The 13,293-nt window shown below is 35.3% G+C and carries 17 protein-coding genes and 1 pseudogene; 12 read left to right on the forward strand and 6 right to left on the reverse strand.

Features of this window, described 5'->3' with window-relative positions:
* Position 1 precedes the first annotated feature (1 nt).
* The gene (locus ACP7AQ_RS09165) at positions 2-1,147 is read right to left on the reverse strand and encodes a cystathionine gamma-synthase (RefSeq protein ID WP_426095245.1); all 1,146 of its coding nucleotides are present in this window, start codon (positions 1,145-1,147) and stop codon (positions 2-4) included.
* Between the two features lie 101 nt (positions 1,148-1,248).
* Between ACP7AQ_RS09165 and ACP7AQ_RS09170 the strand changes: the two genes are divergently transcribed.
* The 3 genes and pseudogenes from ACP7AQ_RS09170 to ACP7AQ_RS09180 all read left to right on the forward strand — a co-directional run bounded on the left by ACP7AQ_RS09170 (position 1,249) and on the right by ACP7AQ_RS09180 (position 1,992).
* Positions 1,249-1,551 (forward strand): hypothetical protein, encoded by a 303-nt coding sequence (locus ACP7AQ_RS09170; protein ID WP_426095246.1) that lies wholly within the window; start codon positions 1,249-1,251, stop codon positions 1,549-1,551.
* Between the two features lie 27 nt (positions 1,552-1,578).
* Positions 1,579-1,656: pseudogene (locus ACP7AQ_RS09175) on the forward strand (DUF3298 and DUF4163 domain-containing protein); the annotation flags it as partial.
* Between the two features lie 21 nt (positions 1,657-1,677).
* Positions 1,678-1,992 carry an RsiV family protein gene (locus ACP7AQ_RS09180; RefSeq protein WP_426095247.1) on the forward strand — a complete coding sequence of 105 codons (315 nt, stop codon included), beginning with the start codon at positions 1,678-1,680 and terminating at the stop codon, positions 1,990-1,992.
* Positions 1,993-2,157: 165 nt separating this feature from the next.
* On the opposite strand, the gene ACP7AQ_RS09185 is transcribed toward ACP7AQ_RS09180, so the two are convergent.
* On the reverse strand, positions 2,158-2,613 hold the full coding sequence (locus tag ACP7AQ_RS09185; protein WP_426090671.1) for a DinB family protein: 456 nt from the start codon (positions 2,611-2,613) through the stop codon (positions 2,158-2,160).
* 75 nt (positions 2,614-2,688) lie between these two features.
* Between ACP7AQ_RS09185 and ACP7AQ_RS09190 the strand changes: the two genes are divergently transcribed.
* From ACP7AQ_RS09190 to nadD, 5 genes are all read left to right on the forward strand, one after another.
* Positions 2,689-3,039, forward strand: a complete 351-nt coding sequence (locus tag ACP7AQ_RS09190; RefSeq protein ID WP_426062348.1) for an arsenate reductase family protein — start codon at positions 2,689-2,691, stop codon at positions 3,037-3,039.
* Positions 3,039-3,926 (forward strand): DMT family transporter, encoded by an 888-nt coding sequence (locus ACP7AQ_RS09195; protein WP_426095248.1) that lies wholly within the window; start codon positions 3,039-3,041, stop codon positions 3,924-3,926. The genes ACP7AQ_RS09190 and ACP7AQ_RS09195 overlap by 1 nt, the downstream gene beginning before the upstream one ends.
* Before the next feature lie 184 nt (positions 3,927-4,110).
* Complete coding sequence (locus ACP7AQ_RS09200) at positions 4,111-4,971, forward strand: YicC/YloC family endoribonuclease (protein ID WP_426095249.1); 861 nt, start codon at positions 4,111-4,113, stop codon at positions 4,969-4,971.
* Between the two features lie 28 nt (positions 4,972-4,999).
* Entirely contained in the window at positions 5,000-5,575 is a 576-nt protein-coding gene (gene gmk, locus ACP7AQ_RS09205; protein WP_426095250.1) for a guanylate kinase, read from the forward strand.
* A gap of 77 nt (positions 5,576-5,652) precedes the next feature.
* A complete protein-coding gene (gene nadD, locus ACP7AQ_RS09210; RefSeq protein WP_426095251.1) occupies positions 5,653-6,276 on the forward strand; it encodes a nicotinate (nicotinamide) nucleotide adenylyltransferase in 624 nt (207 codons plus the stop codon).
* 195 nt (positions 6,277-6,471) lie between these two features.
* Here nadD and ACP7AQ_RS09215 read toward each other — a convergent pair whose 3' ends face one another.
* On the reverse strand, positions 6,472-7,368 hold the full coding sequence (locus tag ACP7AQ_RS09215; RefSeq protein WP_426095252.1) for a LysR family transcriptional regulator: 897 nt from the start codon (positions 7,366-7,368) through the stop codon (positions 6,472-6,474).
* A gap of 86 nt (positions 7,369-7,454) precedes the next feature.
* Here ACP7AQ_RS09215 and ACP7AQ_RS09220 point away from each other — a divergent pair, with 86 nt between their 5' ends.
* The 4 genes from ACP7AQ_RS09220 (at position 7,455) to ACP7AQ_RS09235 (ending at position 10,946) form a co-directional block, all read left to right on the forward strand.
* Positions 7,455-8,219, forward strand: a complete 765-nt coding sequence (locus ACP7AQ_RS09220) for a type 1 glutamine amidotransferase domain-containing protein (RefSeq protein ID WP_426095253.1) — start codon at positions 7,455-7,457, stop codon at positions 8,217-8,219.
* 4 nt (positions 8,220-8,223) lie between these two features.
* Positions 8,224-9,387 (forward strand): iron-containing alcohol dehydrogenase, encoded by a 1,164-nt coding sequence (locus ACP7AQ_RS09225; protein ID WP_426095254.1) that lies wholly within the window; start codon positions 8,224-8,226, stop codon positions 9,385-9,387.
* Between the two features lie 307 nt (positions 9,388-9,694).
* Positions 9,695-10,690 (forward strand): NAD(P)H-dependent glycerol-3-phosphate dehydrogenase, encoded by a 996-nt coding sequence (locus tag ACP7AQ_RS09230; protein WP_426090663.1) that lies wholly within the window; start codon positions 9,695-9,697, stop codon positions 10,688-10,690.
* Between the two features lie 37 nt (positions 10,691-10,727).
* A complete protein-coding gene (locus ACP7AQ_RS09235) occupies positions 10,728-10,946 on the forward strand; it encodes a hypothetical protein (RefSeq protein ID WP_426095255.1) in 219 nt (72 codons plus the stop codon).
* Positions 10,947-11,170: 224 nt separating this feature from the next.
* Here ACP7AQ_RS09235 and ACP7AQ_RS09240 read toward each other — a convergent pair whose 3' ends face one another.
* The 3 genes from ACP7AQ_RS09240 to ACP7AQ_RS09250 form a co-directional block, all read right to left on the reverse strand.
* Complete coding sequence (locus tag ACP7AQ_RS09240; protein ID WP_426062738.1) at positions 11,171-11,578, reverse strand: hypothetical protein; 408 nt, start codon at positions 11,576-11,578, stop codon at positions 11,171-11,173.
* Positions 11,579-11,796: 218 nt separating this feature from the next.
* The gene (gene pheS / locus ACP7AQ_RS09245) at positions 11,797-12,816 is read right to left on the reverse strand and encodes a phenylalanine--tRNA ligase subunit alpha (protein WP_426095256.1); all 1,020 of its coding nucleotides are present in this window, start codon (positions 12,814-12,816) and stop codon (positions 11,797-11,799) included.
* Between the two features lie 101 nt (positions 12,817-12,917).
* The gene (locus ACP7AQ_RS09250; protein ID WP_426062360.1) at positions 12,918-13,274 is read right to left on the reverse strand and encodes a hypothetical protein; all 357 of its coding nucleotides are present in this window, start codon (positions 13,272-13,274) and stop codon (positions 12,918-12,920) included.
* Positions 13,275-13,293: the final 19 nt, after the last annotated feature.

The following is a 13,293-nucleotide window of genomic DNA, read 5'->3' on the forward strand; positions in this document are numbered from 1 at the left end:
GTTACGCTAATGCTTGTTTTAAATCTTCAATTAAATCTTCAGCATCTTCAACTCCTACGCTTAATCGAACCAAATCATCCGTAATTCCAACTTCCTTACGCTTGTCTTCCGGGATGGAAGCATGCGTCATTAAAGCCGGATGATTCGCCAAGGATTCCACTCCGCCCAAAGATTCTGCTAACGTGAAAACTTTTAATTTCTCCAGAAAGTCTATTGCATCTTCTTTTTTGCCTGAAACAAAAGTAAATGACACCATTCCTCCAAAACCACTCATTTGCTTTTTGGCAATTTCATGATACGGATGGCTTGGCAATCCCGGGTAATAAACAGTTTTTACTTTTGGATGATTGTTTAAAAACGCTACCACTTTTCCTCCATTTTCACAATGTCTTTCCACGCGCAAATGCAAGGTTTTAATTCCTCTAAGAACCAAGAAACTATCCATAGGTCCCAAAGTTGCTCCGGTCGCAAATTGTTGAAAATGCAATTGTTCCCCTAGCGCTTCATCTTTTACAATCAAAGCCCCGGCAATAACATCAGAATGGCCTCCCAAATATTTAGTTGCTGAATGCATTACAATATCAGCTCCTAAGTCTAATGGTTTTTGCAAATAAGGCGTTGCAAAAGTATTATCAACCGCAAAAAGGATTTTCTTTTCCTTTGTGATTTTCGCAATTTCCTGAATATCGGCTAATTTCATCAAAGGATTCGTTGGTGTTTCTACCCAAACCAATTTCGTGTTTTCGTTGATTAATGACTTGAATTTCTCGATGTCATTCATATCTACAAAATGAAATTTAATACCGGAATCTTTATAAATACGGGTAAACATTCTGTAGGTTCCACCATATAAATCGTCCATCGCTATAATTTCATCCCCTGATTTAAAAGAACGCAACACACAATCCGTTGCTGCCAATCCTGACGAAAAAGCCAATCCTCGCGTTCCATTTTCAATACTTGCCAATGCATTTTCAAGCGCGCTTCGGGTAGGATTAGCAGCTCTGCTGTATTCATAATCCGGATTTATAGGCTGCCCCGGACTGGTTTGTACAAAAGTTGATGTTTGATATACTGGAGGCATAACTGCTCCTGTGCTTGGGTCATGGTGTTGTCCACCGTGAATGACTTTAGTATTGAATTTCATAAGTTGAATTTTTAATGCAAAATTGTTTCGCAAATTTACCCTTTAATTTATTTTAACCAAGCTACAAGATAATACCTTTGTCTTTAATTAACAATTTTGAGATGAAACACTTTATTATTTACACTTTACTACTTTTTTCAGCAGTGCAATGTTCTAAAGAATTGATTTTTGAAACGGAATCTTTTCAGAAAAAAACCACAATGCCCTGCAAAGAAAATTGTCCTTCTATCAGTGTAAAAATTCCCGTTGCAAATGCCGTCCCAGTAGTAGCGGACAGCATCAATAAAAAAGTGTTTTCGGTAATGAAAGAGATTATTTATTTTGGCGAAAAGCCATACACTGCATCTGATTATAATGGTTTATTGGCTTCATTTATTGACTCCTACGAGAAACTCCAAAATTAATTTCCCAATGACAAATTTGGCTGGGAAGCTGACATTGAAGGAAACGTAAAATACCAATCAGATGCAGTATTAAATATTGAAATCAAACACTACACCTACACCGGTGGCGCTCATGGATACCAAGGTTTGCGTTCCCTACTTTTTGACCCAAATACCGGAAAAACCATTTCGAATGAGGAATTGTTTCATAATAAACTGGATTTTAAGGCTTTCGCCGAAAAAAAATTCAGAGCCAAATATAAAATCCCAGCTATCAAATCTATCAATGCAACCGGTTTAATGTTTGAGAAAGAAAAGTTTCAACTGCCCGAAAATATTTTTTATACGGATAAAGGATTGCTACTTTATTACAATTCCTACGAAGCAGCATCGTACGATGACGGACCAAAAGAATTATTATTGCCGTACACTGAAGTGAATGATTATTTGGCTGTTAAATAATAAATGGTCTTTAAAAAATCAAACATTTTTTAAAGACCATTTCGTGTTTTTTTTAACGATTTGCTAGCCCCGATAGAAGCGGATATCCTTTTACTTTTTTCTTTAAAAAGTAAAAGATATGAGCGAATAGCGGGATTAAGCTCCCAATATTCATAAGTATAAATCCTAAATAAACTTTCTGATACTCATCATATTCCCCAGGTGAAGTCCTTCGTGAACAACATTAAAGACCAATGCATCTTCAACACTTTGTAAGGTAAAACCAGTTGAAGTAGGATATTCATTATAGTTTTTGAAAGCCTTATTATTAAAATCAGCTTTAGTCTGATCAATTGTTGCAAACAATAACGATTTAATTTTATCTACTTCGACCTGTGTTACTATATGTTCCGGCTTGGTTCCCTTTTTGTATTTCTCGACCAAATCATCAGAAACCAACATAGGCAAACCAGAAAGCTTATACACTAATAATTGTTGCGACACGATAATATGGCCAATATTCCAAATTATATTGTTGCTGAATCCTTCCGGAATCGTATTGAGTTGCTCTAAAGTATAGTCCGTTAGAAATTTTGAAACCATATTTCTGGTCGTAATGTTGACCTCAAGTGTTTGATTCATTTTTTTATTTTTTGATAAAAATAATCATTTTCCGTGTCAAATGATTTTTCTTTGCACAAATAAATCGCTTTTTACATGGACAAAATATATTATCTCGCCTCTTGCGACACTTGCAGAAAAATCATAAAATCACTACCTAAAGAACATGATTTTAAATTTCACGACATCAAACAAGATCCGATTACTATTGCCGAATTAGAGCAAATGCGGGACCTTGCCGGAAGTTACGAAGCACTTTTCAGCAAAAAAGCACAGTTGTACAAATCGATGGATTTAAAAAATAAATCGTTGACCGAAGACGATTATAAAAAATACATATTGGAACATTACACGTTTTTGAGTCGTCCCGTTTTTATCATCAAAGACAAAATTTACATTGGCAATACACAACAAAATATGTTACAGGTAATGAAAGCGTTGGTATAATGTCCAAAAGAAATCTTGCCATAATTGGCGCCACAATTGTTTCCATAATTTATGGCGTTACATTTACCATCGCCAAAGATGTCATGCCTTTGTACATTGATGCATATGGCTTTATCCTATTGCGAGTAGGTGGTTCCGTGCTATTATTTTGGCTGATTTGGCTTTTTATGCCAAAGGAGAAAATTGCTCTCAGTGATTTCCCCCGAATTATTGCTGCGGCTTTCTTTGGCGTGGCGTTTAATATGCTTACTTTTTTTAAAGGATTAAGCCTTACTTCTCCCATAAGTGCGGCCGTAATTATGGTTTCGACACCTATGATTGTGTTGACGCTTTCGGCCATTATTATGAAGGAGCGCATGCAAAAACGAATGGTTTTTGGAATTATTCTTGGATTAATCGGAACTGCATTTCTAATTTTGTACGGGAAATCCATTGGCAGCGCCACAAACGCAGGTTTGGGAAATTTTTTGGTTTTGGTCAACGCCATTTCTTATGGATTTTACCTGATTATCGTCAAGAAATTAATGGATAAATACAATGCTTTTACATTTGTAAAATGGATTTATTTGTTCGGATTTATTATGGTTTTACCTTTTGGTTGGAGCCAATTTCAAACTGTGAATTGGGCCTTGGTTCCAATGGATATTTGCTGGAAAATAGGATTTGTGGTTGTTTTTTCGACCTTTTTGACGTATCTGCTGAATTTGCTATCGATGAAAGAATTAAAACCAACCACAGTTGCTGTTTTTATTTATTTACAACCGCTATTCGCAACTATTTTTGCGATAAGCTTGGGCAAAGACGAATTGAGTTTGGTGAAAATTGGCTCCGCAGTTTTAATATTTGTCGGCGTTTATTTGGTGACGCAGAAGAAGAGTGTTCAATAATCAGCTAGTAGTTTTCAGTTCCTAAATCGCAGGTTCCTGTCTTTTCCAATGTTCGTTAGGTTATTTATATCAACTCAAAAAATAAAATCTGATTACTAAACATTTACTTATACCGAGTCACCGAATACTAAAAACGGACCACTGGCCACTTTTTTATTATCTTTGACCTCTTTTAGAAAATTATATGATACAATCAATGACGGGTTTTGGGAAAGCGACTTTGCAATTACCAACCAAAAAAATCACGGTAGAAGTAAAATCTTTAAACAGTAAAGGTTTGGATTTGAATGTGAGAATGCCTTCGCTGTACCGCGAAATGGAATTGGGTTTACGCAACCAAATTGCACTCAAGCTGGAACGAGGAAAAGTAGATTTTTCTATTTTTATCGAAAGTACCGCGGAACAAACCTCAACAAAAGTGAATGTGCCGATTGTAAAAGCCTACATCAACCAATTGAGAGAAGTGTATGCTGATGCTGATGAAACGGAACTAATGAAAATGGCGGTTCGCATGCCAGATACCATGAAAATAGAACGTGATGAAATCGATGAAAACGACTGGGTACAAATCCAAACCGTTGTCGAAGAAGCCTTGCAAAACATCTTGAATTTTAGAAGAGATGAAGGAATGTCTTTAGAAAAAGAATTTCAGTTGCGAATTGGCAATATTCGTCAGTACATGACGGAAGCATTGGCACTAGATCCAGAACGCGTTCAGGCTATAAAAGACCGTCTGCAAACTGCAATCGCAGAACTTAAAGTGAATGTAGATGAAAATCGTTTTGAGCAGGAATTGATTTATTATTTAGAGAAATTAGACATTACCGAAGAAAAAGTACGTTTGACAAATCATTTGGATTATTTCCTGGAAACCATAAACGGAACGGAGGCCAACGGTAGGAAATTAGGTTTCATCACCCAAGAAATGGGACGTGAAATAAATACTATGGGTTCTAAATCCAATCACGCACAAATGCAAAAATTAGTCGTTCAGATGAAAGACGAATTGGAAAAAATCAAGGAACAAGTATTAAACGTTCTATAAATAAATACTGAAATAAATTCAGCATAAAATGAGCACAGGAGGAAAATTAATCGTTTTTTCGGCACCTTCGGGATCTGGAAAAACTACCATAGTCAGGCATTTATTAAGCAAAGAAGATTTGAATCTTGAATTTTCAATTTCGGTAGCGTCTCGCGAACCAAGAGGCGAAGAAGTAAATGGAAAAGACTATTATTTCATGTCTACGGAAGAATTTAAAAAACATATCAAAAACGAAGACTTCTTGGAATGGGAAGAAGTGTACCGCGATAATTTCTACGGAACTTTAAAAAGCGAAGTGAACCGTATTTGGGCCAAAGACAAAAATGTGATTTTTGATATTGATGTAGCTGGCGGATTGCGTATTAAGCATAAATTTCCTGAAGAAACTTTAGCAGTTTTCGTGAAACCACCAAGCGTGGATGAACTAAAAAGAAGACTAAAAGAACGTTCTACCGAAAGTGATGATAAAATCAATATGCGTATCGCCAAAGCTTCTGTAGAATTAGCAACAGCGCCACAATTTGATGTGATTATAAAAAACTACGATTTAGATATTGCTTTGGAAGAAGCGTATCAATTGGTAAAGAATTTTATAAAGGATTAAAAGATTGAAAAATTATAGAATTGAAAAATGCAAAATAATTTCCAACCTTTAAATTATTTAATTTTTAAATTAAATTAATGAAAATAGGTCTGTATTTCGGAACGTTTAATCCCATTCATGTTGGGCATCTCATCATTGCCAATCACATGGCGGAGCACTCCGGTTTAGACCAAATCTGGATGGTGGTTACCCCACACAATCCTTTGAAGAAAAAAAGTACGTTGCTCGATGATTACCATCGTTTGCAAATGGTGCATCTTGCCACCGAGGATTTTCCAAAAATAAAACCTTCGGATATTGAGTTTAAATTGACACAACCCAATTATACTGTCAATACTTTAGTTCATTTAGAAGAAAAATATCCCAATTACAAGTTCTCGTTAATCATGGGAGAAGACAATCTCAGGTCTTTCCCTAAATGGAAAAACTACGAAGCAATTTTGGAGCATCACGAAATTTATGTTTATCCAAGGCTTGAAGCCCAAGGCTCTGCTGACGAAGCAATTTCAACCAATCCAGAAGATTTAGATTTAAAAATTTTCCAAAAATACGGGACGAAAATTCACATGATTGACGCTCCGGTTGTAGAAATATCGTCGACATTCATTAGGAATAATATCAAAAAAGGGAAAAATGTGCAACCGCTACTGCCTGCAAAAGTTTGGGAATATATTGATCATAATAATTTTTACAAGAAGTAAATCAATAAAATAATTATCCTAAAATAGCTAAAAAAATTAAACCCATAGGCACATAATAAAATCATCTAAGCAGATTAGTTTAAAACATAATTTTCACACATAGGTATGCAAACGATATAAAAGCTACGCTTTTCTTGCATTTATAACAAAATTCTTAGTTTCTACGTGGTAGAATAGCCTTTGTAAGAACCATTATTACCCCAAAACCCTTTTTAATTCGTTTTGAATATTTCGAAAAATAGTAGTCAAATTTTCATTTTTACCGGATAATACAAATACTTCCGTACTTGGCATTTGCTTGCTGTTCCATAACAGTTGGATTTTATTTTCTGCTAACAATCTTTTCGCGTTTATATCCCAAACTACTCCTATTCCAGTATTTTTCGAAATGATTTCCAGCATTTCATATTCGGACGGAATGATATAATTGGGAATCATCGAAGGTCTTTTTTTGTTGAAAACATGCAACCAGAACAACTTGATATGCGGAATCTGTGCATTGTGACTGAACCATTTTTGGTCGTTCAACCAATATTCAGTGGCCGCGAAATCCTTTATTTTGATGTTGGATTTTAATTCGGAAGCATCAATGTTATTGGAACCAACAATTACTTGTTTGATTTCGCCAACCTTTTTCTGAATTGTGTCAAACGTGTCATATTGCTTGGTTACAATTGCAAAATCTAGTTTTTTAGAATCGACCAATTCAAAAAGCGTATCGTCTTCATGAAAGCTGAAATCAATAAAATCAAATCTTGAAACCAAGGCACTTCCCAAACTACTCATTAAATGCTTTGAGATTCCAATTGAAATTAACCGATTGGCATTTATTGCTTTGGCACGAAAACCATTCTCGACATTTTCCAGTCGGTCCAGTGCTTCAATTATTAAATTATTGAGTAACTTAGCGTATTCCGTTGGTTCCACGCCTTTAGACTTCCGATTAAAAAGTTTATAACCTACATGTGCCTCCAACATTGATATTTGCTGACTTACAGCCGGTTGACTAATAAATAGTTCTTTGGCAGCCAAAGAAAAATTTGCATTTTTATACACGGATTTAAACGTTCGGTACCATTCTAGATTAACCATGATATAAATATATTTATCACAAACATAATTTAAATTATTTTTACTAATAACATATTCGCCTTAAATTTGCATAAAGGAAATCCGAAATGAAAAAGATTGCATTATTTGCCATTTTAGTATTAACCGTTAGTTGTATTTCAGCAACTGCACAAAATAAAAAAGGTATGAAAAAAGTATTATTTGTTGTTACCAGTCACGATAAATTGGGTAACACGGGAGAAAAAACAGGATTTTGGACAGAAGAATTTGCTGCACCTTATTATGAATTATTAGATAAAGGTGTCCATATTGATATTGCTACACCGTTAGGAGGGCAACCACCAATTGATCCAAAAAGTGAAGATCCATCAGCCGCAACTGAAGATACTAAAAGATTTGATGCTGATACTGAATTATTGGCAAAACTGAAAAACACGCACAAATTAGCCGATGTTAAAGAATCTGATTATGATGCGGTTTTCTATCCTGGAGGTCATGGTCCGTTATGGGATTTAGCCGAAGACAAAAATTCAATTGCTTTGATTGAATCTTTTTACAGCAATAAAAAACCGGTAGCTTTTGTATGCCATTCACCAGGAGCGTTAAAAAACGTAAAAGTAAATGGCGAATATTTAGTAAAAGGCAAAAAAGTAACAGGATTTTCAAATACAGAGGAGGAAGCGGTTGGATTGACAAATGTAGTTCCGTTTTTATTGGAAGACGCATTACAAACAAATGGAGCAACTTATTCAAAATCCGGCGACTGGCAACCTTATGCCGTAGAAGATGGTTTATTGATTACAGGTCAGAACCCAGCTTCGTCTAAATTAGTAGCTGAAAAATTATTAAATCAATTGAATATTAAAAAATAAAAGTATGTTAAATTTCGAATTATACAATCCTACCAATTTAATTTTTGGGAAAGGACAAATTGAAAAACTTTCCGCATTAGTGCCAGAAGGAGCAAAAATCCTTCTCGCGTATGGTGGTGGAAGTATTTTCAAAAATGGAATTTATGATCAAGTAATCGAGAACCTAAAAGGTTTTGATATTGTGGAATTTGCCGGAATAGAAGCAAATCCGCATTTTGAAACTTTGATGAAAGCAGTTGCCATTATCAAAGAACAAAACATCAGTTTTATTCTTGCTGTAGGAGGAGGATCTGTAATTGACGGAGTGAAGTTTATTTCGGCTGCGGCTCACTTTAATGGAAATCCAATAGATATTCTTCAAAAAAGAATAATGACTACTGATTTGACTACGATTGTCCCTTTTGGAACAATTCTAACTCTACCCGCTACAGGAAGCGAAATGAATTCCGGCGGAGTAATAACTATTGAATCCACCCAAGAAAAATTATCTTTTGGCGGTAGTGCGTTGTTTCCAAAATTCTCTATCTGCGACCCAACCGTAATTGAATCTTTGCCAAAAAGACAATTGGAAAACGGAGTTGTTGATGCGTACACTCATGTTTTGGAACAATATTTAACCTACCCGCATGAAGGTTATCTTCAGGATAGAATCGCCGAAAGTATTTTGCAAACCTTAATCCAAGTTGGTCCAGAAGTAGTTGAGAATCCTAAAGATTATGCTTTAGCTTCTAACTTTATGTGGAGTTGCACAATGGCGTTAAATGGATTGATCCAAAAAGGAGTTCCTTCAGATTGGGCGACTCACATGATTGGACATGAATTAACAGCTTTGTACGGAATCGATCACGCAAGAACATTGGCGGTTGTGGGTCCAAATTTATACCGAGTGATGTTTGAAACTAAAAAAGGAAAATTGGCACAATATGGAAAACGTATTTTCAATTTGACTGGAACAGAGGATGAAATCGCAAACGAAGCCATTAACAAAACAGTTGAATTTTTCCACACTATGGGAATGGAAACTAAATTATCAGATTACACCAAAGACTTTGATAAAACGGCAGATTTTATTGTGGATCGTTTTAAAGAAAGAGGTTGGTTAGGACTGGGCGAAAAACAAAACATTACTTTAGAAAAAGTAAAATCTATTGTTGAAATGAGTTATTAATTCAAATAGCTAAATACCGATTATCGTTGTTTAAAAAAAAGGCGTTCTCATTTATGGGAACGCCTTTTAAAATTCTAAAATATAACTAACTAATTCAATCCGTGTTTTTTGTTAATTTTTTAAACAATACATATTTACAACGAACCACCCGCGTTTATATTGTATACAAAATCAAAAATAATTATTTTAAATTTAAAAAATTAAGACAATTACATCATAATACCCGACAAACAGTGTGTTTCTTGGAATAATTTAATTTGCTTAATTAATGGTTTTTTAAGTACTTTTGATTAAATTCAATAGAACAATGGCTGAAAATATAAAATTCGCAGTAATAGGCGGTGGAAGTTGGGCGACAGCGATAGCAAAAATGTTATGTGTGAATCTTACCGAAATTTCATGGTACATGCGTAACGAAGCTGCTATAGAGCACATTAAAACCTACAAGCACAATCCAAATTATTTAAGTTCGGTTGAATTTGACATCAAAAAACTGAAACTAACCAGCGATATAAACGAAGCTGTAGCATACGCAGATTATATTATTTTTGCCATTCCATCCGCTTTTTTGGATGGTGAGTTAGCAAAACTAACCGTTTCTCTAAAAGATAAAATCATTTTCTCCGCGATTAAAGGGATTGTTCCCGAAACAAGCCTGATTGTAGGCGAACATTTCCATGTCAAATACGACATTCCATATTACAATATCGGTGTAATTACCGGTCCTTGTCACGCGGAAGAAGTTGCCATGGAGCGTCTTTCCTATCTTACGATAGCGTGTGGCGATCCTATAAAAGCTAAAGTCGTAGCTAAAAATTTATCTGGAAATTACATCAAAACTAAAATTACAGACGATATTATAGGCACAGAATACGCAGCGATGCTAAAGAACATTTACGCTATTGCAGCAGGTATGGCGCATGGTTTAGGGTATGGAGATAATTTCCAGTCGGTTTTGATGAGTAATGGGATTCGTGAGATGAAAAAATTCATCAAGAAAGTCCACAAAATGAAACGTAACATCAATGATTCAGCTTATTTAGGCGATTTATTGGTGACCGGTTATTCTGTATTCTCCAGAAACAGAATGTTTGGGAATATGATTGGTAAAGGCTACACCGTAAAATCAGCAATGATGGAAATGAGTATGGTTGCCGAAGGATATTATGCCGCAAAAAGCGCGTATAAACTCAATCAGGCGTATGGTGCCAAAACACCAATTATAGATGCCGTTTACAGTATTTTATACGAAGGTCAGGATGCTAAAACCGTATTCAAAAAATTAACAGATAAACTGGATTAATTCAACTAGAGATAAACAATCAAAATAGAATCACTTCATGAGCGAAAGATGGAAATATCAGATTAAAACTGGCGGGATTTGGGGTGTATTTATGACGGTTTTTAATGTTTTGTTTGACATCAAAGAAATTCCTTTTTCGGAACAGGCTGCTACCGCTAATTTTTATTTTCGAGCAGTTGCTTATATCCTTTTTGGAATATTTGTTTTAGGGTATTTCACTTGGAAATCCAAAGTTAAACAACAAGCCGCTAAATAATTTTTATGGATAAAAGATGGAGATTCCAGATTAAAAATGGGTTGATTTGGGGATTGATTATGTCCTCTTGCATAGCCGTTTTTGACGTATTCGAAATGTGTTTTGAAGATGCCTTTTTGTCCAAAAAAACTCTACTGTGAACACTTTATTTCATTTTAGCCGGGATATTTGTAGTATGTTATTTTAGTTGGAAGAAAAAAATAAGAATAGAAAATACTACTGATCTATCTCACGATAACTCCGTCAACAAATAAAATAGGTACTTCTTCAACCTCTGTTTCATTGATGGAATTGGCTTTGAAAACAAATTTTTTATCGTGTAATTTCCCATCCATGAAAAACGTGAGCATGAACTCATTGTTGAGTGCCAAAACACTTTTTTCAATCATTTCAACTTTCACAACAGAAACCTCGGGAATTTCAGCAAAAGCGTGACGCAAAAGCGATGTTTTTTTCATTTCACCGTCAATGGTACCAAAAGCTTTAGAAACTACCATGACACTTTCAATTAGGAAATCGCTGTCATTGACTAAATAAGCGTACCATACTTTTTCCATAAAATCGTCACTCCATTCTTGGACTGCCGCAAAAAATACGTTCTCTACTTCGGGGATGATGATGTCTTTTTTCATGTCATTTGGCAGAACGAAGCAACTCTTCATTCATTATTAATTATTGTTTCGTATTCAAACTATATATGCTATGAACCTAAAATCCCTAGCCCAGATAGCAGTGGAAATCCTTTTTTAGGCTTTTGGCCTTAAAAAAGATTGTAACGAATAGCTGGAAATAGCTCCTAAAAACGGAAAAGCCAAAAATCGTTATGAGCTTGTTTTGTATCTAACAATGCCTAAATACTTGCTTTGAATTGCTCTAAGAATCGAATGTCATTTTCGTAAAACATTCGAATATCACCAATTTGATACAACAACATGGCGATTCTTTCGATTCCCATTCCAAAGGCAAAACCAGTAAATTCTTCAGGATTAATGTTACAGTTTTTCAATACGTTAGGATCTACCATTCCACAACCACCAATTTCTAACCAACCGGTTCCTTTGGTAATTCTATAGTCGGTTTCAGTTTTTAAACCCCAATAAATATCGATTTCAGCACTTGGTTCGGTAAACGGAAAATAAGACGGACGCAAACGGATTTTTGATTTTCCAAACATCTCTTTGGTAAAATACAAAAGAGTTTGCTTTAAGTCGGCAAAAGAAACATCCTTGTCAATGTACAGTCCTTCCACTTGGTGAAAAATACAGTGCGAACGCGACGAAACAGCTTCATTACGAAAAACCCTTCCCGGAGAAATGGTACGAATCGGCGGTTTGTTATTTTCCATATAACGCACTTGCACGGATGAAGTGTGCGTACGTAGCAAAATATCAGGATTCGTTTGTATGAAAAACGTGTCTTGCATGTCACGTGCCGGATGGTATTCCGGAAGGTTTAACGCGGTGAAATTATGCCAATCGTCCTCAATTTCCGGACCTTCGGAAACATTGAAACCTATGGTAGAAAAAATGTCGATAATTTGGTTTTTTACCAATGAAATAGGGTGACGAGAGCCAATATTAACTGGTTCAGCTGAGCGGGTCAAATCCCCGTAAAAACCTTTACTTTCCTCTTTGCTTTCCAAAGCTTCTTGTATTGATTTTACTTTTTCTTCGGCAGAAGTTTTAAGCAGGTTAATTACTTGTCCGAATTCCTTTTTTTGATCGTTTGGAACATTTTTGAATTCGGCAAAAAGCGCTTTCAAAAGTCCTTTACTTCCTAAAAATTTGATGCGGAACGTTTCTAATTCTGCTGTGTTTTGCGTTGAAAAGGCTTGTGCTTCGCCAATATATTCTTTTATCTTATCTATCATTTTCCTTCCGTAATTGAGAGTGCAAATTTAAGAAAAAGTTTTTAGTTTTCAGTCTCCGTTTTCATTAGATTCGTTCTGAAAAGGGAGACTGAGACTGTAAACTACGAAATTACTTCCCGTTCCAGGAAATAATTCACAATGGCTTCTTTCATCAAAACCGATTGTTCTCCTGCTTTAAGTGGTGGCAATTCCTCTTTAACTTTGTAATGAGGCCATCCTTCTTCATCAAAAAATTCGAATTCATAAAAACCATACGGCTCTAATAAACGGCAAATCGCGATGTGCATCAGGTTTAATTTCTCGTCTTTTTTAAATTCTTTATGTACTTTCCCAAGTTCCTGCACCCCAATTAAATAAATAATGGCGTCTAAATCCAAGTCCTCTCCTTGAGAAAATTGATTGGAAAGTATATTAACTAGCTGTTCCCAGCGTTCTTTAAGTTGTGTGTCTCTTGCCATTTTTTTGAATTATGAATTA

Origin of the sequence: Flavobacterium sp. DSR2-3-3 (assembly GCF_049896585.1) — a bacterium.
In the GTDB taxonomy this organism is placed as follows: Bacteria; Bacteroidota; Bacteroidia; order Flavobacteriales; family Flavobacteriaceae; genus Flavobacterium.